At 38.4% G+C, this 23,436-nt stretch carries 24 protein-coding genes, 1 tRNA gene and 1 other annotated feature; all 25 genes read left to right on the top strand.

Annotated elements, in window-relative coordinates:
- Window positions 1-111 precede the first annotated feature (111 nt).
- Window positions 112-1,407 carry a sensor histidine kinase gene (locus BUB56_RS00115; RefSeq protein ID WP_242946175.1) on the top strand — a complete coding sequence of 432 codons (1,296 nt, stop codon included), beginning with the start codon at window positions 112-114 and terminating at the stop codon, window positions 1,405-1,407.
- Window positions 1,408-1,431: 24 nt separating this feature from the next.
- On the top strand, window positions 1,432-2,304 hold the full coding sequence (locus BUB56_RS00120) for a GerMN domain-containing protein (RefSeq protein ID WP_110939346.1): 873 nt from the start codon (window positions 1,432-1,434) through the stop codon (window positions 2,302-2,304).
- Between the two features lie 90 nt (window positions 2,305-2,394).
- Window positions 2,395-2,491 (top strand) — tRNA-Sec (locus tag BUB56_RS19235).
- 399 nt (window positions 2,492-2,890) lie between these two features.
- Window positions 2,891-3,562, top strand: a complete 672-nt coding sequence (locus BUB56_RS00125) for a BofC C-terminal domain-containing protein (protein ID WP_110939347.1) — start codon at window positions 2,891-2,893, stop codon at window positions 3,560-3,562.
- 121 nt (window positions 3,563-3,683) lie between these two features.
- Complete coding sequence (gene ruvC, locus BUB56_RS00130; protein WP_110939348.1) at window positions 3,684-4,178, top strand: crossover junction endodeoxyribonuclease RuvC; 495 nt, start codon at window positions 3,684-3,686, stop codon at window positions 4,176-4,178.
- Window positions 4,179-4,195: 17 nt separating this feature from the next.
- Window positions 4,196-4,792 (top strand): Holliday junction branch migration protein RuvA, encoded by a 597-nt coding sequence (gene ruvA, locus BUB56_RS00135; protein ID WP_110939349.1) that lies wholly within the window; start codon window positions 4,196-4,198, stop codon window positions 4,790-4,792.
- A gap of 20 nt (window positions 4,793-4,812) precedes the next feature.
- Window positions 4,813-5,826, top strand: a complete 1,014-nt coding sequence (gene ruvB / locus BUB56_RS00140; protein ID WP_110939350.1) for a Holliday junction branch migration DNA helicase RuvB — start codon at window positions 4,813-4,815, stop codon at window positions 5,824-5,826.
- 14 nt (window positions 5,827-5,840) lie between these two features.
- Window positions 5,841-6,053, top strand: coding sequence for a DUF2905 domain-containing protein (locus BUB56_RS00145; protein ID WP_110939351.1), 213 nt, complete (start codon window positions 5,841-5,843; stop codon window positions 6,051-6,053).
- Window positions 6,054-6,221: 168 nt separating this feature from the next.
- Complete coding sequence (locus tag BUB56_RS00150) at window positions 6,222-7,883, top strand: SpoIID/LytB domain-containing protein (protein WP_110939352.1); 1,662 nt, start codon at window positions 6,222-6,224, stop codon at window positions 7,881-7,883.
- A 12-nt stretch (window positions 7,884-7,895) separates the two neighbouring features.
- Complete coding sequence (gene queA, locus BUB56_RS00155; protein WP_110939353.1) at window positions 7,896-8,921, top strand: tRNA preQ1(34) S-adenosylmethionine ribosyltransferase-isomerase QueA; 1,026 nt, start codon at window positions 7,896-7,898, stop codon at window positions 8,919-8,921.
- Window positions 8,922-8,942: 21 nt separating this feature from the next.
- Complete coding sequence (gene tgt, locus BUB56_RS00160; RefSeq protein ID WP_110939354.1) at window positions 8,943-10,061, top strand: tRNA guanosine(34) transglycosylase Tgt; 1,119 nt, start codon at window positions 8,943-8,945, stop codon at window positions 10,059-10,061.
- Window positions 10,062-10,148: 87 nt separating this feature from the next.
- The gene (gene yajC / locus BUB56_RS00165; protein ID WP_110939355.1) at window positions 10,149-10,430 is read left to right on the top strand and encodes a preprotein translocase subunit YajC; all 282 of its coding nucleotides are present in this window, start codon (window positions 10,149-10,151) and stop codon (window positions 10,428-10,430) included.
- Window positions 10,431-10,568: 138 nt separating this feature from the next.
- Entirely contained in the window at window positions 10,569-10,964 is a 396-nt protein-coding gene (locus BUB56_RS00170) for a TIGR04086 family membrane protein (protein WP_110939356.1), read from the top strand.
- Between the two features lie 67 nt (window positions 10,965-11,031).
- Window positions 11,032-11,172, top strand: a complete 141-nt coding sequence (gene scfA / locus BUB56_RS00175) for a six-cysteine ranthipeptide SCIFF (protein WP_069981128.1) — start codon at window positions 11,032-11,034, stop codon at window positions 11,170-11,172.
- Between the two features lie 130 nt (window positions 11,173-11,302).
- On the top strand, window positions 11,303-12,664 hold the full coding sequence (gene scfB / locus BUB56_RS00180) for a thioether cross-link-forming SCIFF peptide maturase (RefSeq protein ID WP_110939357.1): 1,362 nt from the start codon (window positions 11,303-11,305) through the stop codon (window positions 12,662-12,664).
- A gap of 1 nt (window position 12,665) precedes the next feature.
- Entirely contained in the window at window positions 12,666-13,169 is a 504-nt protein-coding gene (locus tag BUB56_RS00185; RefSeq protein ID WP_110939358.1) for a gamma carbonic anhydrase family protein, read from the top strand.
- Between the two features lie 114 nt (window positions 13,170-13,283).
- On the top strand, window positions 13,284-14,543 hold the full coding sequence (gene secD, locus BUB56_RS19740) for a protein translocase subunit SecD (RefSeq protein WP_190013991.1): 1,260 nt from the start codon (window positions 13,284-13,286) through the stop codon (window positions 14,541-14,543).
- Between the two features lie 16 nt (window positions 14,544-14,559).
- Window positions 14,560-15,441: a protein translocase subunit SecF gene (gene secF, locus BUB56_RS19745; protein ID WP_190013993.1), complete on the top strand. Its 882-nt coding sequence runs from the start codon at window positions 14,560-14,562 to the stop codon at window positions 15,439-15,441.
- A 94-nt stretch (window positions 15,442-15,535) separates the two neighbouring features.
- Window positions 15,536-17,215, top strand: a complete 1,680-nt coding sequence (locus tag BUB56_RS00195) for an ABC1 kinase family protein (protein WP_110939359.1) — start codon at window positions 15,536-15,538, stop codon at window positions 17,213-17,215.
- A gap of 239 nt (window positions 17,216-17,454) precedes the next feature.
- Entirely contained in the window at window positions 17,455-17,967 is a 513-nt protein-coding gene (locus tag BUB56_RS00200) for an adenine phosphoribosyltransferase (RefSeq protein WP_110939360.1), read from the top strand.
- Window positions 17,968-18,124: 157 nt separating this feature from the next.
- Complete coding sequence (locus tag BUB56_RS00205; protein WP_110939361.1) at window positions 18,125-20,290, top strand: RelA/SpoT family protein; 2,166 nt, start codon at window positions 18,125-18,127, stop codon at window positions 20,288-20,290.
- A 20-nt stretch (window positions 20,291-20,310) separates the two neighbouring features.
- Window positions 20,311-20,760, top strand: coding sequence for a D-aminoacyl-tRNA deacylase (dtd, locus tag BUB56_RS00210; RefSeq protein WP_110939362.1), 450 nt, complete (start codon window positions 20,311-20,313; stop codon window positions 20,758-20,760).
- A gap of 11 nt (window positions 20,761-20,771) precedes the next feature.
- Window positions 20,772-21,395, top strand: a complete 624-nt coding sequence (locus BUB56_RS00215; protein ID WP_110939363.1) for an MBL fold metallo-hydrolase — start codon at window positions 20,772-20,774, stop codon at window positions 21,393-21,395.
- Between the two features lie 70 nt (window positions 21,396-21,465).
- Window positions 21,466-21,648 carry a hypothetical protein gene (locus tag BUB56_RS00220; RefSeq protein WP_110939364.1) on the top strand — a complete coding sequence of 61 codons (183 nt, stop codon included), beginning with the start codon at window positions 21,466-21,468 and terminating at the stop codon, window positions 21,646-21,648.
- A gap of 14 nt (window positions 21,649-21,662) precedes the next feature.
- Entirely contained in the window at window positions 21,663-23,147 is a 1,485-nt protein-coding gene (gene hemZ / locus BUB56_RS00225; protein WP_110939365.1) for a coproporphyrinogen dehydrogenase HemZ, read from the top strand.
- A 53-nt stretch (window positions 23,148-23,200) separates the two neighbouring features.
- Window positions 23,201-23,410 (top strand) — a binding site (T-box leader).
- Window positions 23,411-23,436: the final 26 nt, after the last annotated feature.

A 23,436-nucleotide genomic window follows, 5' to 3' on the forward strand; every position in this document is an offset into this window, starting at 1 on the left:
ATTAGGTGGAAACTGGTTTCCACCTATTTATTATTGATTATCCTGACACTTTTGCTAATCAACTCTTTCATTAGTGAAAGCATGCGATTAAATTATATAGCAGACAAAAAAATGAGCTTAATGGCTCAAGGGAATATCATAGCCGACCGAATCATCAGCCCTATTCAAGATTTTAATGAAAGTGATGATAACGAGCCTTTATCTGATCTATTGAAGCGATACAGCAAGGAGATTAGGTCTAGAGTTATGCTGATAAATAAAGATGGAATGGTTATCAGCGATTCCTACGATGTACTGACGGGGCAGAAAATAGATCATTTAGAAGTTCAGGAGGCCTTAGAGGGCAGAAGCAATGCAAGGCTGCACAATCTTAAAAAATATGGCAGAACAATTTATGTGGCTGTACCGGTTTTTCTTGAAGGGGAGATCCATGGAGTTGTACTGATATCTTCATCGGTTGAAGAAATCTACGGAAATATTACCCGAACGATGAAAAGATTTGGACTGTTATCGGGTCTAAGCGTTATAATTACTGGATTTATAAGTTTTATTTTCGCTAAAGTTATATCGCTGCCTATTGAAAAGCTCACCGATAGAATCAATAAAATGTATCAAGGAAACCTAGAGCAAAAAGTAGAGATAACAGGCAATGATGAATTGAGTAATCTAGGAACGGCTTTTAACCTGATGACCACTAAACTTGCATTAGTTGAGCAGCAGCGCAAGGATTTTGTAGCCAATGTATCTCACGAACTTAAGACACCGCTAAGCGCAATCAAGCTATTATCAGAATCATTGTTGCACCAGGATCAAGCGGATGTAAGCACCTATAGGGAGTTTTTGAAAGATATTGATTCGGAAGTAGACCGTTTAAATAAGATCATTGAAAACCTGCTGCGTCTCGTTGATCTAGGAAAAAACAGCTTAGAACTTGATTATCAGGTAACCTATGTGAATTATCTCATAGAAAATCTAATTCGCAGTTTAAAACCACTGGCAGATAAGAAGAGCATATCCATATCATTTATTGAAAATGAAAAAATCCAGATCAAATTAGATCAAATTAAAATTCAGCAAGCGTTAACCAATATTATATCCAATGGTATTAAGTATACTCCTGAAGGAGGTAAGGTGCTGGTATCTCTTTATTCTGAATACGAAGACATAGTTATTAAGATCGAAGATAACGGCATTGGAATCCCTAAAGAAAGCTTGCCCCATATATTTGAAAGGTTCTATCGCGTAGATAAGGCGAGGGCCAGAAGCACTGGTGGAACAGGACTTGGACTGTCAATTTCCCAGCAAATTATAGGGTTGCATCAGGGGAGTATTCATGTTGAAAGTGAACTGGGCAAGGGAACAGTTTTTTATATCAGGCTGCCGAAGAGTGTCGTTCGGGGCAGCTAGCACAGGATAAAGGGAGGGATATGATTGAGAATACTTTATAAAGTATTGCTCCTGCTGTTAGTGATTATTACCTTAGGGTACGGATTATATAGCATTAGAAATGAAGTTGACCCGGCAAAGAATCAGCCGCCAATACCACCTATACCGGATAAAACAAAATACGAAATGAACCTATACTTCGGAAGCCCTGATTATAAGCAATTGGTGATTGAGAAACGAATTATTGTTTCGGAGGAATTGTCTGAAGAAAAAGTAATTGTGGAAGAATTGATTAAGGGACCCAGAAATAAAGTATTAAGGGCATCGATACCACCGGAAACAAGACTGCTTTCTGTAAATACAACCGAAGGAATTTGCTATGTCAATCTTTCGAACGAGTTCTTAAATACCTACCGATGGTCTCAACAAATGAATGAAGCAATCACCATATGGTCCATTGTGAATTCATTAACGGAACTCAATGAAGTTCAAGGTGTGCAAATACTTGTAGAGGGAAATAAAGTTGATGTGATAGAGAAATATTATTCCCTAAAACAACCTTATTTCCGCAATGAGGAACTATTAAAGAAAGAGGATCTTACACCTTACGAAACCTTTAATTTGTTTATAGATCGCCTTAAAAATGCTGACTATAATGCAGCTTATGAAATGGTGGAAGAGAGCAGCAGAAAACGGGTTGATTTTGTAAAATTTCGATTGGTGATGGGAAATTATGCAAGAGAGGTAAGAGGTTATGAGATCGCCAGATATCAGACACAGAGATACTCAGAGGAGATGGTGCTGGTCATAACTTATCAGAAGAAAAAGACGACTATTTCTACAGTGGAGGATCAACTGGTGGAGTATTGGAAGTTTGTTTATGATGACAATGAGTGGAAAATCATATTGCCCTTGTAGTGGGAGGGGGATAAGAATATTTCGTAAAAAATCCTTGTATTGAGTTATAATATATTGTATAATTTTTATTGTATCTCAAAACAATATTAAGGGAGTAGATGGTGGCTGGTGTTGCCTCTGGTCTTCAAAACCAGTTTGAGGGGTTAGGAGCTTCTCAGGTGGGTTCGATTCCCACATACTCCCGCCAAAAGTAATTGAAAAAGGATCTTCATAGATCCTTTCTTTTTTTTAAAAGTAAAAAAAATAGTCCTATGGACTAATACAATATAAAAATAAACAATATGGGTAATTAGTGAATTGTTTTCATGCTTATTCTATTATAATTGACAAAACATGTCAATATTTTCCCAACAATTTAAGAGAAATGTCGAATGAATTATTTATTTTAGTACATTTTTTCAATAGGTTTAAAAATCACCCTCTTAGCAAAGGCTTTGTTGAATTGATACAAAGCTATACCCATAGGGTAAATCATGAGATTTTATTGCAAATGTAAATAAATTTCTGCCTTTTGGTTTTTCTCCAATCTGTATAAGCTGTTAGAAAATGGTTATAATAAACAGCTAGATAGATTGGAGGGATACCTATGTTAAGAAGAAGAAGGCGTAGAAGGAAATATGTTTTGGCTTGCGTTGTTCTACTCTTGGCGGGCTTCATATATGGCTATGTTAGCAATGAAACAAGAATTCTAAATAAACCGGGCAAAGAAGGAGTAGATCCAAAAAACCTGTCTGTAGAGGTTCCAAGTCCTCAAAATGAGAATCCCCAAATACAGGAACCGAACAATCTGCCCCGAGAAGTGGAAACCCCCTATGAAATAGAAGAACCAGTTGTAAATCAAGATAATATTATTACGAATAATACAAGATTTCTACTAAAAACCTATTTCGAACAAACTAGGGATACCATAACCCGTGAAATCAAAATTCCAGGGGACATGATCGGAAAAAGTTTAGAGGAATTCAGTATCTTTCTTCAGAACGCTTATGGAGAGTGGGATGTTCGGGAACTAAACAAAGATTTGGTAGAGCTTTACCGGATAAAAGATGGAATCTCACCGAACCATTATATAGTTAAACAGAGCAATGGATATATTGCCATCTTTCATATAGACGAAGAGGGGAATCCTATTTTACTGGAGCAGACCAACATACCTGTTTCTGCGCTTACGGAAATAGACAGAGAAAAGCTAAGACGAGGGATCGTTGTAAAAGGTATGGATGGCGTAAACCAAATACTTGAGGACTACAGCAGCTAAGGTGCACATTATAGTGCACTTTTTTTCGTACTTATTGAACGAAGGTTGTGATAGAATAAAGAAGGATTTCGATGGTTGCATATCGAATATATGTTTGGAAAGCATAAAAGGAGCGCATAGTATGATAATTATAGGAATAGATCCCGGTATCGCTATTGTCGGATTTGGGATCGTTGAATATAAGGGCAATCACTTTCGTGTAATCAGTCATGGGGCCATTACCACTGATGCTTCAGAAAGCTTGCCAAACCGTTTAGAAATCATATATACTTCATTAGCATCCCTGATGGAAAAATATCAGCCTAGTGCAATGGCCATTGAAGAACTGTTCTTCAATAAAAATACAAAGACAGCTCTGCTGGTAGCTCAGGCGAGGGGTGTGGCCATTCTGGCAGCTTCCTTGCAAAATATAAACATTTATGAGTATACACCTTTGCAAGTAAAACAGGGAGTCGTAGGCTATGGTCGAGCTGACAAGAAACAGATGCAAACCATGGTCAAGACGATCCTTAATTTAGAAAAAATTCCAAAGCCCGATGATGTAGCAGACGCCTTAGCGGTTGCCGTCTGTCATGCCCATTCCGGTGTTTTTGGGAATATGTTTAAAATAAAATAACATTTGGAGGGGTCTTATTGTTTCACTTTATAAAAGGCAGAGTAGATTATATAGGTGATGATTTCATCGTTCTAGAGAACCGTGATATAGGCTACAAGATATTTACTTCTCTGACGACTGTTTCAGATATTGGTGCAGATAAAGGAGAAGTTACGATTTATACCCAAATGGTAGTCCGGGAGGATGATATCAGTCTCTATGGATTTCTATCAAGGGAAGAGCTAAAAATGTTCCAACTGCTAACAACGGTATCAGGTGTTGGAGCTAAGGTCGGATTAGGAATTTTATCCTCTATCCATTATCAGAAGCTTGCCGAAATGATTTATTCAGAAGACGTTACTGGATTGACTAAAGCCCATGGAGTCGGTAAGAAAACTGCCCAGCGGATTATTCTAGAACTTAAAGAAAAGATACGTACCCAGGAGCTGACCATGGAAGGAAAAACTGTGATGCCGCCCAAGTACGGGGGAGATATTGTGCACGAGGCAATAGAAGCCCTGGTTTCTTTGGGCTATGGAAAAAATGAAGCAGCTTCTGCAGTTTCAGAATCTGCTGAATCATGCAGTAATCTGGAACAGATAATAAAAAATGCCCTAAAAGTTCTGGCAAGATAAAGTAGAAAGCGAGGTATATAATGATTAACGAGATTGAAGAGAGCAGATTTATGACGAATGCTGTGAAAGCGGAAGACTTTGAACTGGAAACTACACTACGGCCAAAGGCGCTGGATGAATATATAGGTCAGGATAAGGCTAAGGAAAAATTAAAAATCTTTATCCATGCTGCAAAGATGAGAAAAGAGTCTCTAGATCATGTACTGCTCTACGGGCCACCGGGTTTAGGGAAGACAACCTTATCCAGCATTATAGCTAATGAGCTTGGCGTTCAAATCAGAATTACTTCGGGGCCTGCAATCGAGAGGCCCGGGGATCTGGCCGCAATATTGACAAACCTGGGGGAGAATGACGTATTATTTATCGATGAAATCCATCGCTTAAATAGAACGGTTGAAGAGGTATTGTATCCGGCCATGGAAGATTATGCACTGGATATCATTATTGGCAAAGGGCCCAGTGCCCGCTCTATAAGACTGGATTTATCACGCTTTACGTTAATTGGGGCCACCACAAGGGCTGGATTATTAACAGCTCCGCTAAGAGATCGTTTTGGCGTGATCTGTAAGCTTAATCTATATGAAACAGAGGATCTCAATAAAATTGTTATGCGTTCTGCAAATATTTTAGGTGCAAAAATTGAAGAGCTTGCATCCATGGAAATCGGTCGAAGATCAAGGGGAACCCCGCGGATTGCCAATCGGCTGTTAAAGAGGGTTAGGGACTATGCCCAAGTGAAAGGTGATGGCGTAATAACTCTGCAAATGGCACGAGATGCCCTTTCAATGCTTGAGATAGATGAATTAGGATTAGATAGTGTTGACCGAAATATTTTGTTAACCATTATTGAGAAGTTTGATGGCGGTCCTGTGGGGCTAGACACTTTAGCGGCATCCACAGGAGAAGAGAGAAATACCATTGAAGATGTATATGAGCCATTTTTGTTGCAAATGGGCTTTCTACAGAGAACACCAAAAGGCCGTATTGTAACAAAGCTTGGATATGAACATCTAGGGCTTAGGATCCAAGAATAAAGAGGTGATGATTTATGGAATCATTAGGAAGAACGATGATGATGATGGGTATTTTGCTTATCGTAATCGGCGGGATTGTTTTTCTAGGCTCTAAACTAGGACTAGGAAGATTGCCGGGAGATATCTACTACAAAAAGGAAAATTTTACTTTTTATTTTCCTGTTATGACCAGTATCATAGCCAGTATTGTGTTAACGGTTCTGCTGAATTTGTTGTTTAGAAGATAACTGTCTCAGAGTAGACAGTTTTTTTATCGATCATTGCAATACTTTATAGAAGTTAAGATTGTTTTTTGAATATTTCAAGTTTATTACAGTAGGTAATAAAATGGAGGATATTCCACAATCTTGTCGAAAGTAGAATATAAAGATGTTCATAATGGAGGAGAGAAGAAAATGAATAGATTCCGCCCTTTGCTATCTGTAGCCCTTTGTATTCTGCTTCTAGTAATACCTTTATCTGTACACGGGATTGACCCATCAAAGCTGCCGCAGGAAATGAAAGTCGGAATTCGATTTCAAGATACGGCTGCGCCACTGGTGATGCTCTATGCACAGAGCGGGTTGGAATTAGGCTTTTATACAGGTAATCAATTTAATCGGATCGAGGGTTTTGTAGAAAATGATGATATTATGATCCGAAAAGACAGCTATTTTTTGAATATGAACGGTTCCTTTATCGAGTACAGCTTTGATGAGCAAAGAGATTCCGGCAATGCTAATATACATGGACCTATACATATACAAGTAGGGGGAAAGTTCAATACAAGGCAAGATGCACAAGCATTTCTAAATAGCATAGCCAGCAAGATTACGAATCTATACCTGGTATATGAGGATGGCTGGAGAGTTTGGCAGGGGCTATACACTACGGCTAGTAACGCCCAAGCCGGTGTAGAAACCCTTAAAAACCAAGTTCCTCAAGCTGAGTATGCAATCATTCCACAGAACAGCGGCCGCATTCAGGTGCTGACCAAAGCCGGTAAGGTGCTTATGATGTATAATCCTGGAAGTTCAGATTTTCATTTTCGGGCAGTTCCCGATAAAAGCGGTGAAGATATCGTAAGACTAGACGGAAAGACCTTCCGAGGCAGTATAATTGTCAAAAGGCTCTCTGGTAGTGACCTGACGGTTATTAACAATTTAGGATTAGAGGAATATCTCTATGGTGTGGTACCAAGAGAAGTATCTGGCTCTTGGCCAATCGAAGCACAGAAGGCGCAGGCTGTGGCTGCCAGAAACTTTGCTGTCAATCGTGTGAAGTTACATGGACAGCATGGGTTTGATGTATGTGCGACCACCCATTGCCAAGCCTATGGAGGCTACAGTATCGAACATCCAACCAGCAGAAAGGCAGTCGATGAAACAAAAGGAAAGCTAATCACCTACAATGGAAAAGCCATTGAAGCTTATTATCATTCCAATAGCGGTGGTCAAACCGAGGATAGTGAGAACATTTGGACCAATCCTATTGCCTACATACGGGGTGTAAAGGATCCCTTTTCTATTGGTGCGCCTAATGATACATGGACTTATACCATGTCTAAAAAGCAGGCCCAGGATATTCTAGTATCTAAAGGATTAGACGTAGGAACATTATTGGATATGATGGTTACTGAATATTCGAGAAACGGAAGGGCAATTAAGCTGGAGATCAACGGTACAATGGGCAAGAAAATTATAGAGAAGGACAAGATTCGAGCAACATTTGGTTATAATAATATTAAAAGTACTTATTTTACGATCAACGCAGGTGGTGGGGAAACCTATATTTTAGCAGATTTATCACAACCACCGCAAAAAGTAAATATAAAAAGCAGCTATATACTAACGGGGGATGGACTAAAAGAAAGCGGGACCCTTACAACACCCATGATTTTTAACGGTGTCGAATATAAAACAGCCCAATCCGGCATATCTGAAGATATCATGATCACTGGCAAGGGTTGGGGACACGGCTTGGGAATGAGCCAGTGGGGTGCTAAGAAAATGGCTGAAGAAGGCTATACCTACGAACAAATCTTAACCTACTATTATACTGACGTAAAAGTTGAATAAGGAGTCATTTGAATGCAAACAAAAGATTTTTATTTTGATCTACCGCCGGAATTAATCGCACAAACACCTCTTCAAAACAGAGATGAATCTAGACTAATGCTCTTAAATAAGCGTACTGGAAACATAGAACATCGCCAATTCAAAGACATTATTGAGATTCTAAATCCAGGTGATTGTTTAGTGCTCAATAATACACGGGTTATCCCAGCCCGGCTCTTTGGCATTCGGGAAAATGGCAGTGCGCAGGTAGAATTTTTATTATTGAAGAGAATTAAGGACAATCAATGGGAAATCCTGGTAAAACCAGGAAAACGGGCTAAGGTAGGCGATACTATCGTTTTTAATGAAGGCTTACTCAAAGCAAAAATTATTGGATTGGCAGAAGAAGGTACAAGAATCGTAGAATTCGAATATGATGGTATCTTTGAGGAAATATTAGATAAACTAGGAACTATGCCCCTGCCTCATTACATAAAAGAAAGACTCGAGGATAAAGAGCGTTACCAGACAGTCTACGCAAAGCATGAAGGATCGGCTGCTGCCCCTACCGCCGGACTACACTTTACTCAAGAGCTGCTCCATGCTATTCAGCAGAAGGGTATTGAAATCGCATTCATTACCCTGCATGTAGGATTAGGAACTTTCCGTCCCGTAAAGGCTGATAATATTCTGGAGCATAAAATGCATGGCGAGTTTTATATTATGACGGAGGAGACTGCAGAGAAGATTAATAGAACCAAAGAAAACGGAGGCAGAATTATTGCTGTTGGAACAACTTCTGTAAGAACGCTGGAAAGCATTGCTGCAGATCACGGTGAGATTAAACCCTGTTCCGGATGGACAGAAATTTTTATTTATCCTGGTTTTTCTTTTAAAGTGGTAGACTGTCTTATCACTAATTTTCATTTACCCGAGTCAACATTAATAATGCTGGTTAGTGCTCTTAGTACAAGAGAAATCATTTTAAACGCATATAAAGAGGCGGTAACGCAGCGCTATCGATTCTTCAGCTTCGGCGATGCGATGTTTATTTATTAGTTTTAGGAGGAATGAATTTTAATGGCTGTGACATATGAAAGCATTAAGGTGTGCAAACAAAGCGGTGCAAGGCTAGGCCGTGTACATACACCCCATGGCGTGATTGACACCCCTGTGTTTATGCCTGTAGGTACCCAAGCAACTGTTAAAGCAATGACCCCGGAAGAATTAAAAGAAATTGAAGCAAAGATCATATTAAGCAATACCTATCATTTATATCTTAGGCCTGGCCATAAGCTCATTGAAAAGGCCGGTGGACTGCATAAGTTTATGAACTGGGATAGAGCTATTCTGACGGATAGTGGCGGCTTTCAGGTTTTTAGTCTTGGAGACTTAAGAAAGATTACCGAGGAAGGAGTAGAATTTCGGTCCCACCTAGACGGATCCAAACATTTTATCAGCCCTGAAAAGGCTATAGAAATCCAAAACTCTCTAGGTTCAGATATTATGATGGTCTTTGATGAATGCGTCCCTTATCCTGCTGAGCACAGTTATGTAAAAAACTCATTGGAGAGAACTACCCGCTGGGCAAAGCGCTGTAAGGATGCACATCGAAAGCCGGATCAACAAGCCCTGTTTGGTATTATTCAAGGTGGAATGTATAAGGACCTTAGGGAACAAAGTGCGAAAGAAATCATCGAACTGGATTTCCCAGGATATGCGGTAGGCGGACTAAGCGTAGGAGAGCCGAAGTCTTTGATGTACGAAGTGCTAGACTATACTACTCCATGGATGCCTGCAGATAAGCCCCGTTACCTGATGGGCGTTGGTACACCGGACTGTCTGATTGAAGGTGTAATAAGAGGCATCGATATGTTTGATTGCGTTTTGCCTACCAGAATAGCTAGAAATGGTACTGCCATGACATCTGTAGGAAAGGTTGTCATTAAAAACGCTCAATACGTAGAGGACTTTCTTCCATTAGATCCAAACTGCCAATGCTATACCTGTAAAAACTACTCCCGTGCTTATTTGCGACATCTGTATAAGGCACAAGAAATACTCTCCGCAAGATTAGTTACCTATCATAACCTCTATTTTTTAATAGATGTAATGAAACAAGTCAGAGAAGCCATAAAGAAGGACCGCCTCTTGGATTTCCGCAAAGAATTCTTTCAAAAGTATGGATACGAACAGTGAATCATATAATAATTCTTTAAGATTTAAAAGGAGATAGTGATTTTATGTTGAATATATATCAAGAAAAAATGAGAGGGGGAATTTAAAATGAATCCAGGTGCCTATTCACCAATCATCATGACAGCCATTTTTATTGGTATATTTTATTTCTTAATTATTCGTCCGCAACAAAAACGGGATAAACAAGTTAAGGAAATGAGAAACAGTTTAAAAGTAGGTGACAATATTGTTACCATCGGCGGAATCCATGGAAAAATTACTAAAATCAAGGATGATGTATTAACCATTGAAGTAGGTGCTGATAAAACAAAACTGCAAATAGCAAGATGGGCAGTAGGTAATTTAAATAAGAATGAAACTGTAGAATAATCTGTACATAAAAGGGGATGTGATTGCACGTCCCCTTTCATACTGGATTGAAACCGCTTAAATAAAACAGGATACAGTAATAAATCACTATTCGCCGCATAAATATGCTATAAAGAATGTTTGTGCGAGGTGAATAAAATGAAATCGAACAAAGCAGCTGAGACAGGTTGGACGAATCAAATATGGGTATATTTCAAGGGAATTATTGCTGCTTATCTCTTTTCCCTTGTGATATTTTTAGTGATGGCATTAATGATAACCTATACCAATATTTCTGAATCTATCCTGCCAATTTTCACTTCAGTGATCCTTATTTTAAGCATTACCATAAGCGGTATCTACACAGGTACGAAGTTAAAAAGAAAAGGCTGGCTAAACGGGGCTTTAACAGGGCTGGTTTATATCTTGTTGTTGTTTATGATGAGTTGGATTTTCGTAGATGGATTTTCCATAGACCGGTGGACTCTTTATAGAACGATAATAGCTGTTATCTCTGGCGGTATAGGAGGGATGATAGGCGTAAATATGAAATAAAGCTTTTACAAAAAAAAGGTTTATGGTATAATTTACATTGAATGAAACTTAGAGGAGGTAGTAGTATATGAAACACATAAAAACATTAACGAATGCAACACTAAAGGATAGTGCTGCAAAGGGTGGATGTGGAGAGTGTCAAACTTCATGCCAATCTGCATGCAAAACATCATGTACAGTAGCAAATCAAGAATGCGAAAATAAATAATACATAAAAAAGCAGTAATATGAATATATTACTGCTTTTTAGCGTATTTATTCATAATTTGATGGATTTATGACCTTGTAAAAAGGCTTAATAAATAGGAAAGTTGCTGTAAATAAAAAGGAGGTTCTCAATGATTCATAAATTTGAATTGGATGGCACAAGAATTTTATTGGATGTAAATAGTGGTGCAGTCCATATTATTGACGAGATCGTATACAAGCTTTTAGATTACTATGAAAGAGAAAGTCTGGACGCATTGCTGAAGATTTTTAAGGATCAATACAAGCCGGAGGAAATCATTGATGCTTTTGAAGAAATAAAAGCCTTAGAAACTGCCGGGTTACTGTTCACTCAGGATTCCTATGAATCGCATCCATCCTTTCAGAATAGAAATCCAGTAGTAAAGGCTCTTTGTCTGCATATTGCCCACGATTGCAACATAAGCTGCAAATATTGTTTTGCATCCCAGGGTGATTTTAAGGGTACAAGAAGCCTGATGACTGAAAGGGTAGGAATGGAAGCCATAGATTTTTTGATAGAGCATTCTGGCAATAGAAGAAATCTAGAAATAGATTTCTTTGGGGGAGAACCCCTGATGAATATGGAGGTCGTAAAAAAGATTGTAGATTATGGGAAGAGCAGAGAAGAGTCTGCCAATAAACGATTTAGATTCACAATAACTACTAACGGTGTGTTGTTGAATGAGGAAAATATGGCTTATATCAATGAGCACATGGAAAATGTGGTATTGAGCATAGACGGCAGAAAAGAAGTTAATGATAATATGAGAAAAACCCTAAAGGGAGAAGGAACCTATGAGATCATTCTTCCAAAGCTTCAGAAAATGGCATCGATGAGAGCAGGGAAAAACTATTATGTGAGAGGAACGTTCACAAGAGAGCATCTGGATTTTGCAAAGGATGTACTCCATTTGGCCGATTTGGGCTTCCTAAATACCTCTGTAGAGCCTGTGGTTGCAGAAGCAGACAAACCTTATGCTATTCGACATGAGGACTTGCCGGAAATTTTTGCTCAGTATGAAGCACTTGCCAAAGAGTATGTGAAGAGAAAGAAGAATAATAACGGGTTTAGCTTCTTCCACTTTATGATTGATCTCAACCAAGGTCCTTGTGTGATTAAACGGGTTTCCGGCTGTGGTGCAGGTTCAGAGTATCTAGCCATTACACCGGAGGGGGATATTTATCCCTGTCACCAATTTGTAGGCAACGAACGGTTTAAGATGGGTAACTTATTAGAAAATCAATTTAGCAATGAAATACAAAGAGAATTTGGAAATGCCCATGTTTACAATAAGCCCCAATGTCGAGAATGCTGGGCAAAATTCTATTGCAGCGGAGGCTGCCATGCCAATGCCTATAATTTCTATCAAGATGTGAATCGGCCTTATGAAATCGGATGCGAGATGGAAAAGAAGAGAATAGAGTGTGCCCTCATGATCCAGGCGAAATTATTAACGGAGGAGGAAAACTAAAATGATTTTGGAATATAAGGGAATTAAGCCTGATATAGATGAGAGCTGTTATATTTCTGAAAATGCAACAGTGATCGGTAGAGTTAAGATGAAAAAGAATGCAAATGTGTGGTACGGGACTGTCATTCGTGGGGACGACAACCACATTACGATAGGAGAAAACACAAATATCCAGGATAACTGCACGGTACACATTAATAAAAATATGCCAACGGTTATCGGGGATTATGTAACTGTTGGTCATAATGCAATAATCCATGCCTGCCATATTGGCAATTATGTCCTGGTAGGAATGGGAGCCATCGTACTGGATGGAGCAGAAATAGGAGATCATGTAATTATTGGTTCAGGCTCCTTAGTACCTCCCGGTAAGAAGATTCCATCCAATTCTCTGGTTATGGGATCTCCTGCGAAGATAGTAAGAGAACTGACGGAGGAAGACCGAAAGCAGCTTGAGAGCTCTGCGCTAAATTATGTAGAAATGGCCAACAATCATAGAAAATAGGATATATTGTATTTTCATGCCTGTTTATATATATTGGAATATATATTTGATTGACGCACTTTACAGCTAAAGGTATAATAGCCTTATGAAAAGAATAAGGAGGGGTAAGAAGCAATGAAGATAAAAAACGCAATTATTCTTTTACTCATTGTAGCAATTATCGGCGCTGGGGCCTTTGTGGGAATTAAAGGAATTCAGATTGGAGAAACCGAAATCAGTCCTGTGCGAGATATGATGAAACTGGGACTTGATCTTAAAGGCGGCGTTTTTGTCGTTCTGGAGGCAGAAACTGATGCAACTGGGGATGAACTCAATCGAATTATGGGACAAACTCAGGGGGTTATTGAACGAAGAGTAAACGCCATGGGTCTTACAGAACCTAATATAGTGCGTGAAGGCGATAAAAGAATCAGAGTTGAGCTCCCAGGTGCAAAAAATGCACAGGAAGCCATTGATATGATAGGAAAAACTGCGCAGCTCCAATTTGTGAAACCAAATGGAGAAGTCATTCTTAGCGGAAATCAAGTTAAGAATGCAGAAGTTGTGTTTGAAAGCAATAAAGGCAATGTTCCATCTGTATCCCTAGAATTCAATAGTGAGGGTGCTAGAGCATTCCAGGCAGCTACAAAAGAGGTATCAGCTGCAGCTGCTCTCAATGAAAGAATTATTGCCATTATACTTGACGATCAAATTATTTCAGCTCCTGAGGTTAGAGAGGAAATTCCAAATGGAAGAGCAGTTATTACGGGTAATTTTACCATAGATGAGGCTTCTAATTTGGCTGCTTTGATCCGAGGAGGAGCACTGCCTGTTAACCTGACAGAGGTTCAAACCTCTGCCATCGGTCCAACCTTAGGTCTGGATTCACTAAATAAGAGTATCGATGCGGCTAAAATAGGTATCGCCTTAGTTCTGCTCTTTATGATCGTCTATTACAGAGTACCAGGCTTAATTGCAAGTATCGCTTTGATGTTATATATTTTAATCGTTTTATATGTGTTCATTGGTTTTGGTGCGACCCTAACACTGCCAGGCGTAGCCGGTTTGATTTTGTCTATAGGTATGGCAGTAGACGCCAATGTAATTATATTTGAAAGATTAAAAGAAGAACTAAGAAACGGTAAATCCTTGAGAGCAGCTGTAGACTCAGGGTTCGCAAGAGCATTGACTACAATACTTGATGCTAATATTACAACGGTTATTGCCGGTATTGTGTTATTTCAGTTTGGTTCTGGCCCAATTAGAGGTTTCGCTGTAACTTTAATGATTGGTATTGGTGTGAGTATGTTTACGGCAGTAGTGATTACTAAAATGCTATTGAAACTGTTTATCAATATTAATATCTTTAAAAATACGAAATTGTATGGGGCATAGAAAGGAGCGGTAGCACATGATGATTATGAATAAGACCAAGATATGGTTCGGTCTTTCTATTGCCATTATTGTAATTGGTTTAATAATGGGAATGATTAACGGTCTGAATATGGGAATAGATTTTACCGGTGGAACGATGATGCAGTTTAATCTTGGAAAAGAAGTAAAGGTTAATGAAATCAAAGATATTATTTCAGAATTTGCACTGGATGCAGATATTATTCATGCAGGTCAAGACAAACAGGAAGTCATTATCAAAACGAAAGCAGATCTGAATAATGATCAAAGGCAAGAAATCTTCAGTGCCTTTAAAGAAAGATATAATCTAACCGATGAGGATTTCCTGCAGGCTGAGCAATTTGGACCAGCCATTGGTGAAGAGATTCGAAACAGGGCATTATTGTCTATTGCCATTGCAGCATTAGGTATGCTGGCTTATATCACCTTTCGTTTTGAATTTAAATTTGGTATTGCAGCCATTATCGCATTGCTTCACGATATATTTGTGGTGCTGGCAGTATACGCGATTTTCAGGATTCCGGTAAACAGCTCTTTTGTAGCTGCAATCTTAACCATTGTAGGATATTCTATTAACGATACAATCGTTGTTTTTGATAGAATTCGGGAAAATGTAAAGTTTATGAAAAAAGCATCTTATGAGGAAATCGCTGATACAAGTATAAATCAGACCATTGCCCGTTCTATTAATACTTCGTTTACAACGTTGTTGTCAATTATTATGTTATATGTATTAGGTGTAGATGCTATTCGACAATTCGCTCTACCCCTCATCGCTGGTATTGCAACAGGAACCTATTCTTCTATTTTTATTGCTAGTCCTGTTTGGACACTTTGGAAAAACTGGGAGAAAAAGAATAAACGATATAACGCTGCTTAAATAACAGCTTTCATGTTTATAATTCATGTAAGATAATGGTAATACTATCTCTATCGATGGTATTACCATTTTTATTGAAGAGTGAGTGGTTATATTGAAAAGAAAAATTAGCCTAGGTTATGGTCATTTGAAACGATACAAACAAATAGTGGATATTCTGATCAAATATGGATTTGGTTATTTCGTAGAAAGGCTATACCATAAGGGTAATGTACCAAGATGGATTGCTGTAAGAAGAATTATGAATACTTCTCTTACAGCGGGAGAAAGACTCAGAATGGCTTTAGAAGAGCTTGGTCCAACCTTTATAAAATTAGGGCAGATCCTGAGCACCAGACCTGACATTGTATCGGAGGAAGTCATTTTTGAACTTTCCAAACTGCAGGATCGTGCTTCCCAATTCCCTTTATCGTTGGTTGAAGATGCGCTCAGAGAAAGCTTAGGCTTGCATATAGATGAGGATTTTAAATATTTTTCCTCCAAACCGACTGCGGCAGCATCTATTGGACAGGTGCATTGTGCGAAGCTTCATTCCGGTGAGGATGTGGTGTTAAAAATTCAGAGACCGAATATTAAGGGCGTTGTTTCAAGAGATATAGAAATTTTATCACAGATGGCTTCTCTATTTGATGATTTTTATCCTGGTGAAATGCCTTTTAAGGTAGCAGAGGTTGTAGACGAATTTTCAAACTCTATCCATCGGGAGCTGGATTATACGATAGAGGCAAGAAATACAGAAAAATTCAGGGATAACTTCAAAGAGCATCCTGGTGTAATGATTCCCAAAGTTTATTGGGAATTTACATCGAAAACGATTTTAACCTTAGAGAGAATCGAGGGAGTAAAAGTAGCTGATATTGAGACGTTAAAAATGAAGGGCTGGGATATAAAAGTAATTGGAGATTTAATTGCAACTTCTTTTATGAAGCAGGTCTTTATACACGGATTATTCCATGGTGACCCCCATCCGGGGAACATATTTGTCATAAATGAAAAGAAGATTTCTTTTATAGACTTCGGCATAGTAGGCTATTTGGATAAGGAAACAATGAGTTTTATTGCAGATTTATTTATAGCTGGAGCCAAGAGAGATATAGATAAAATAGTCAATCTTTTGATCGAGATAGATGCACTCAGTGAAGATACGAGCATCCGCAGATTAAAAGAAGATATATCCTTCGTGCTGAATTTCTATTATAATACACCGCTAAAGCGACTGAATATGAGTGAAGCAGTATCGGCTCTTATGAAAATTGCATACCATAATCATGTCAAACTGCCTCTGCAATTTACCATACTGGCGAAGGCGGTGATTACTTTAGAGGGCTGTGTGAAAATGCTCAATCCGGATTTTAGCGTCTCAGATATGGCCGGACAGTTTATTGGAGAGATTACAGCCTACCGGCTGAACCCTAGACGCATCCTCCATGAGGGAATGGATTATGCAGATAATTTATTTACATCTTTTAGAGGTTTCCCCAGACATTTGAAAAATCTATTACACAAAATAGAAAAGAATGAAATTCGGGTGATCTTGGAACAGATGGAAGTACAAAAGCTTGCACAAACTGTAAGAGAGATTGGAAACAGACTCTCCGCCAGCTTGCTCATAGCCGCTTTAATGCTGTCTTCCTCTCAGCTTATAGCGAACAGTGGTGACTTTCAAGATATGATTCAAATAAAACAACTAGGGCTTGTTGGGTATTTAGCGGCGCTATTTCTATTTGCTCTATTTTTTGTTGATAAATATCGACGAAAAATCAAAAAGAATTAATCCCATCACAATGAAGGATTATTGAAAAGCTTGAAGAATAGATACTAGTGAAGCAGTTAAAAACTCTGCTCTAAATCAAGCCCATAACTTGGATTAGCCTATTGAATACAACTTAAATATAGCATATAATGAATAGTGCGTATTTTATTATGGGAATGTTATCCTGTGGTTGATTTTATATAGCAAAGGCAAAACCCATTATCTTTGACAATGAAGATTGAATATGGAGGGAAATAAAAATGGACTTAAAAGAAAAAATTAGGGTAATACCAGATTTTCCGGAGAAGGGAATCCGATTCAAGGATATTACTACCTTACTCAAGGATGGAGAAACTTTTCGTTATACCATAGATCAGTTTGTAAAAGAAGTGGAAGACAAGGATTTTGATTTAGTGATTGGCCCAGAGTCAAGAGGTTTCATTGTAGGAACTCCGCTGGCTTATGCACTTAAAAAAGGCTTTGTTCCTGTAAGAAAGCCAAATAAGCTGCCAGGAGAGACCCTTCGTTATGAATATAAGCTTGAGTATGGCAGTGATGTTTTAGAAATACATAAAGATGCTATAAAGCCAGGTCAAAAAGTCATTATTGCTGATGATCTGCTTGCAACTGGCGGTACAATTTACTCCACCATTAAATTAATTGAGGAATTGGGTGGTGTAGTAGTTGGTATTGTTTTCCTGATTGAGTTAACCTATTTAGAAGGACGAAAACGTCTGGAAGGATATGATGTTAGATCCTTGGTAAAATACTAAAGTGGTTGGATATCCAACCACTTGTTCTTTCTATTTTGACAAATATGTGCATTGTATACTGTTTTTTTTAATTCTTTTGTTATATAATATATTTAATATTTTTTTAATTTTTGATGCTTTATAATCTTACATCAAGAAGTAATAATAGGGTGATAATATGTTAGAGAACTTGCTGGCGCAAATACAACAATATAATCCAAACAGCGATTTGAGTCTAATCATAAAGGCATACAATTTTGCTGAAGCTGCACATGAAGGCCAGGTTCGAAAATCTGGTGAAAAGTACTTTGTTCACCCTGTTGAGGTGGCAAGGATTCTTGCTGAGCTTGAAATGGATGATTCTACCATTGTGGCAGGCTTACTTCATGATGTAATTGAAGATACGAAGTATAGCTATGAGCAAATTAAGAAAGAATTTAGCGAGGAAGTAGCTGTTCTTGTGGAAGGGGTTACCAAATTAGGTAACTTTACTTATGAAACAAAAGAAGAAAGACAGGCAGAGAGCCTCAGAAAAATGTTTATAGCTATGGCTAAAGATATACGGGTCATTATCATTAAGCTTGCAGACCGGCTCCATAACATGAGAACCCTTAAATATATGAATGAAAATAAGAAAAAAGAAAAGGCCATGGAAACCATTGAAATCTATGCGCCTATAGCCCATCGTTTAGGTATATCCAAAATAAAATGGGAATTAGAAGACCTATCCCTTCGCTATATTGACCCTGATGGATATTACGAACTGGTTGAAAAGGTCGCTAAAAAGAGACGGGAGCGGGAGGACTATATTAATCAAGTCATTAAGCAGCTGAAGGAAGCATTGAATAATGTAAATATTGAATTTGAACTTAGCGGCCGCCCTAAGCATTTTTATAGTATTTACAGGAAAATGGTTTACCAGCATAAGTCCTTTGAAGAGATATTTGACTTAACGGCTATACGAATTATTGTAGACAGTATAAAAGATTGCTATGGTGTATTGGGTATCGTCCATACGATGTGGAAGCCGATTCCTGGCAGATTTAAAGACTATATTGCCATGCCGAAACCCAATATGTATCAATCTTTGACTACAGTGATTGGCCCAATGGGAGAACCCTTTGAAATACAAATTCGAACGAGAGATATGCATCGTATTGCTGAATACGGAATTGCAGCTCACTGGAAGTATAAAGAGGGTCGAAGTGCTGAAGAGGATATGGATGATAAACTCAATTGGCTGCGTCAGCTTTTAGAATGGCAAAGGGATCTCAGCGATCCTAGGGAGTTTATGGAATCCTTAAAAATAGATTTGTTTACCAATGAGGTATTTGTATTCACACCGAAGGGTGATGTTGTAGACCTGCCGGCAGGATCTACACCAGTTGATTTTGCCTATAAGATACATTCGGCTATAGGCAACAGCTGTATAGGTGCGAAGGTTGATGGGCGAATCGTTCCGATAGATTATAAGCTAAAAAACGGGAATATTGTCGAAATACTAACTTCTAGTCATAGTAACGGCCCAAGCAGGGATTGGTTAAAGTTTGTAAAAAGTACACAGGCGAAAAACAGGATTCGCCAGTGGTTTAAAAAAGAAAGAAAAGAAGAGAATACTGAAAAGGGGAAGGAGATGCTTGAAAAAGAAGTGCGCAGAAGCGGCTATGAAGGTCAGGCATTATTAAAGCCCCAATGGCTTAGTCAATTAGCGAAGAAATTCAATTTAAATACTATAGATGATCTCTATGCTGCCATCGGTTACGGTGGAATTATGATGAACCAGGTTATACCTAAATTAAAAGAAATGTATAAGCTGGCACAAAAAGAAGAGCGATCAACGGAAGACATTGTTACTTCTCATAATAAGCAATATAAGCCTCGTCAGGAAAATAAAGGGAACCAAGGAGTTACGGTAAAGGGTATAGATAACATACTTGTACGCTTTTCAAAATGCTGCAACCCAGTACCAGGGGATGAAATTATTGGTTTTATTACGAGAGGCCGGGGTGTTTCCATCCACAGAAAAGACTGTCCCAATATAGCAGATGATTATGAATCTCAAGACCGTTTCATTGAAGTTGAGTGGGATGAAGGCCGTCAAATCACCTATCAAACAGAAATCCAAATCATTGCGGCAGATCGAAAAGGCCTATTGTCTGAAATAACGAATGTACTTTCTGAGACAAAGCTTACGGTTACAGCGATCAATGCAAGAACAAATAAGGAAAGAATTGCAATCATTAATCTGACTATCGAGATAACGAATATTGCACAGTTAGATAGACTAATGAACAAGATCAAGACGATGCAGGGAGTAATGGATGTATATAGAGTCACTTCCTAAGCAAGACAAGGAGGAATAGAATGCGGGCAGTTGTACAGAGAGTTAGTGAGGCTGCAGTTGTCGTTGAAGGACAGCGGGTTGGAGAGATCCAAAAAGGTTTCTTGGTACTCCTTGGAGTTGAGGAATCTGATGATCTAAAGGATGTTGAATATATGGTTGAAAAAATTATCAACCTGCGAATTTTTGAAGATGAAAATGATAAGATGAATTTATCTTTATTAGATATTCAGGGGGAGTTATTGGTTGTTTCGCAGTTTACACTGCTTGGGGATTGCCGTAAAGGAAGAAGACCCAGCTTCAGTACTGCTGCCAGACCTGAACAAGCTAATCACTTGTATATGTGTTTTGTCGAGCAATGCAGATCGAAAGGTCTGAGGGTGGAAACAGGAGTTTTCCAGGCACATATGGAGGTAAGCTTGTGTAATGATGGTCCGGTAACCATGCTGGTAGACAGCCATAGAAATTTTTAGGAGGGATAGTATTGTTAATAGAACGGATACCGGCGGGAGTCTATGCCGCCAATTGTTATGTGATAACCTGCGAAGAAACCGGTAAAGCTGCGATCATTGATCCAGGCGGCGATGCGAAAGATATTCTGAAGTTTATTGAAAATCAGCAGCTTGAGCTTTCCTTTATATTATTAACCCACGGACATGGAGATCATATTGGGGGAGTTGCTGATATCCTTTCATTAAAAAAGGTACCGGTTTATATTCATAGAGAAGATGCTTATCTTTTGTCAGATGCTGATAAAAACTTATCAAGCTTTATGAGCGGGCCTAAAATTGAAGTAGAAGCAGACAGGCTGCTAGAGGACCAAGAGATCATTGAGCTGGGAAAACTAAAGTTGAAAATTCTCCATACACCAGGACATACCTTAGGAAGTATATGCGTCTTTGTAGAGGATGTAGTATTTACCGGGGACACACTTTTTGCCAACTCTATTGGAAGAACCGACTTAGAAGGCGGTTCATTTAAAAGCATTATTCAGTCAATTTTACTAAAGCTATTTACTTTGCCCGATGAAACAAAAGTAATGCCGGGCCATGGTCCTGCTTCGACCATAAGTATTGAAAAACTTACAAATCCATTTGTGAATCAGTAGAAAATGCATAGCCCTCTATGAAAGTGGTCAAAATAACAGAAGATACATTTTGTAGGAGGGCTGATTTAATATGGAAAAGAAGATTGGTTATTATCTAGGCAGAAAAAATATGAGCCAATTTACAGATATTGATTTTCATGACTTCATTGATATGGTTCAATCGGGACTAGGGGATGAAGAAATTGCAAAAGAACTTGGAATCAGTGGAAATTATGTAAGGAAACTAAAGGATGAAATCACAATCCGTTATTAATATAGGGTGATGAAATGATAAAGGTATTATTGCAAGGTCACAACTATCAGTATGAAGTATTAGAGCTGTTAAAGATATTTATAAAGACTGAAAATATTTATTTTATTGACGATGAAGCTTTGGTAGACCACCAAAGCTTTTTGTTGGTAAACAAATTAATCGAGAAAGAAGACCACATAGAAATTCAGTCTGCAATAACAAGAGAAAAAGAACTACTGTTTCAGTATCACATTGCTATTGAAAAATCTGACTTTGATCAAATGAACCTGGTAAAAGAAGTGAAAAGAACAATAAAATTAAGCATTTATGAAGTAATCAGCAAAGCACTGCAAAAGTTTCCCGATTGGGGGATATTAACCGGGATCAGGCCTACAAAAATTGTTCATGAGCTGCTGGATCAAAATTATGCACTCCCTGAGATTGATTCCATAATGGAAAACAAGTATAGAATTAATGAGGAAAAGCGCAAGCTGCTAATGGATATTGCTGTTACGGAGAGACCCTTTATCGCCAATAACAATAAAAGCCTGGTGAGCCTCTATGTAAGTATTCCCTTCTGTCCAACCCGATGCCTATTTTGTTCTTTTCCATCTAATCCATTGAACCGTGGGCAGGGAATTGTTGATCAATATTTAGATGCTTTGATATATGAAATAAAGGGAACCATTGCTTTAATGAATGAATTAGGGCATAAAATTGAGACCCTCTACATTGGAGGAGGTACACCAACATCACTGGATACAGTCAACATAAAAAAACTTATGTTAACTTTGAACGAGAATATTGTACTTTCCGACTTAAAAGAGATTACTGTAGAGGCTGGCAGACCTGATACTATTGATCGGGAAAAGCTGAAGATTTTAAAAAACTATGGTGTAAATCGAATTAGTATAAATCCGCAAACGATGAATTCCCAAACCCTAGAACGTATCGGCAGGGCCCATTCTCCCCGCCAAATAGTAGAGGCTTTTCAATTGGCTAAGGAAATTGGCTTCGAAACCATTAATATGGATGTGATTGTAGGTTTGCCCGGTGAAGGATGCAAGGAGATCGAATATACGATGAAGGCCCTGGCGGAACTATTACCTGAAAATATTACTGTACACACCCTTGCCGTCAAACGGGCGTCAAATCTAAAAGAAAAGCTGGAAGATTATCCCTTAGTTATGGAAGAACAGGCGAAGGAAATGTTAAAAATAACAGTTGATTATACCAAAAGAATGGGAATGAAACCCTATTATTTATATCGGCAGAAATTTATGGTCGGAAATTTAGAAAACATAGGCTACTGTCTTCCAGGGCATGAGGGCATTTACAACATTCAAATCATGGAGGAAAGGCAAACGATACTGGCTGCGGGAGCAGGAGCTGTTTCGAAGATTGTATATCCAAAAGAAAACCGTCTGGAGAGGGTGCCAAACCTGACAAATGTCTATCAATATATCCAAAGAGTCAAAGAAATGATTGAAAGAAAGAGAAGAGAATTAATGATTCTGTAAGCCATATATTGACAGATAGCATGAGCTACATTATAATATAAGGAAATTAGGTAAGAAATACAATGAAAAGGAAGAGTAGATTTAGCTTAGTTTTCAGCGAGTTGGGAAGTGGTGGAAGCCCAATAATGATGGCTCTATTGAAGACACCTTAGAGTAGGTTATCTGAACCAATAGTAGGATAGCACGCAAACCGGCGTTAAAGGTAAAAGTGGGATTTTCCAATTAGGGTGGTACCGCGGGATATAAAACTTCTCGTCCCTGTCAACAATAGGGATGTTGAAGTTTTTTG

Origin of the sequence: Geosporobacter subterraneus DSM 17957 (genome assembly GCF_900142145.1) — a bacterium.
Classification (GTDB): Bacteria; Bacillota; Clostridia; order Peptostreptococcales; family Thermotaleaceae; genus Geosporobacter; species Geosporobacter subterraneus.

Excerpts from the sequence above, each read along its gene's own strand:
- BUB56_RS00220 (WP_110939364.1), top strand. The coding sequence starts at position 21,466 with ATGGAAAAGAAGATTGGTTATTATCTAGGCAGAAAAAATATGAGCCAA.
- queA (WP_110939353.1), top strand. The coding sequence starts at position 7,896 with ATGCAAACAAAAGATTTTTATTTTGATCTACCGCCGGAATTAATCGCA.
- BUB56_RS00200 (WP_110939360.1), top strand. The coding sequence starts at position 17,455 with ATGGACTTAAAAGAAAAAATTAGGGTAATACCAGATTTTCCGGAGAAG.
- BUB56_RS00185 (WP_110939358.1), top strand. The coding sequence starts at position 12,666 with ATGATTTTGGAATATAAGGGAATTAAGCCTGATATAGATGAGAGCTGT.
- hemZ (WP_110939365.1), top strand. The coding sequence starts at position 21,663 with ATGATAAAGGTATTATTGCAAGGTCACAACTATCAGTATGAAGTATTA.
- yajC (WP_110939355.1), top strand. The coding sequence starts at position 10,149 with ATGAATCCAGGTGCCTATTCACCAATCATCATGACAGCCATTTTTATT.
- tgt (WP_110939354.1), top strand. The coding sequence starts at position 8,943 with ATGGCTGTGACATATGAAAGCATTAAGGTGTGCAAACAAAGCGGTGCA.
- dtd (WP_110939362.1), top strand. The coding sequence starts at position 20,311 with ATGCGGGCAGTTGTACAGAGAGTTAGTGAGGCTGCAGTTGTCGTTGAA.
- scfB (WP_110939357.1), top strand. The coding sequence starts at position 11,303 with ATGATTCATAAATTTGAATTGGATGGCACAAGAATTTTATTGGATGTA.
- BUB56_RS00115 (WP_242946175.1), top strand. The coding sequence starts at position 112 with ATGAGCTTAATGGCTCAAGGGAATATCATAGCCGACCGAATCATCAGC.
- secD (WP_190013991.1), top strand. The coding sequence starts at position 13,284 with ATGAAGATAAAAAACGCAATTATTCTTTTACTCATTGTAGCAATTATC.
- scfA (WP_069981128.1), top strand. The coding sequence starts at position 11,032 with ATGAAACACATAAAAACATTAACGAATGCAACACTAAAGGATAGTGCT.
- ruvC (WP_110939348.1), top strand. The coding sequence starts at position 3,684 with ATGATAATTATAGGAATAGATCCCGGTATCGCTATTGTCGGATTTGGG.
- secF (WP_190013993.1), top strand. The coding sequence starts at position 14,560 with ATGATGATTATGAATAAGACCAAGATATGGTTCGGTCTTTCTATTGCC.
- BUB56_RS00205 (WP_110939361.1), top strand. The coding sequence starts at position 18,125 with ATGTTAGAGAACTTGCTGGCGCAAATACAACAATATAATCCAAACAGC.
- BUB56_RS00145 (WP_110939351.1), top strand. The coding sequence starts at position 5,841 with ATGGAATCATTAGGAAGAACGATGATGATGATGGGTATTTTGCTTATC.
- BUB56_RS00170 (WP_110939356.1), top strand. The coding sequence starts at position 10,569 with ATGAAATCGAACAAAGCAGCTGAGACAGGTTGGACGAATCAAATATGG.
- BUB56_RS00150 (WP_110939352.1), top strand. The coding sequence starts at position 6,222 with ATGAATAGATTCCGCCCTTTGCTATCTGTAGCCCTTTGTATTCTGCTT.
- BUB56_RS00125 (WP_110939347.1), top strand. The coding sequence starts at position 2,891 with ATGTTAAGAAGAAGAAGGCGTAGAAGGAAATATGTTTTGGCTTGCGTT.
- ruvB (WP_110939350.1), top strand. The coding sequence starts at position 4,813 with ATGATTAACGAGATTGAAGAGAGCAGATTTATGACGAATGCTGTGAAA.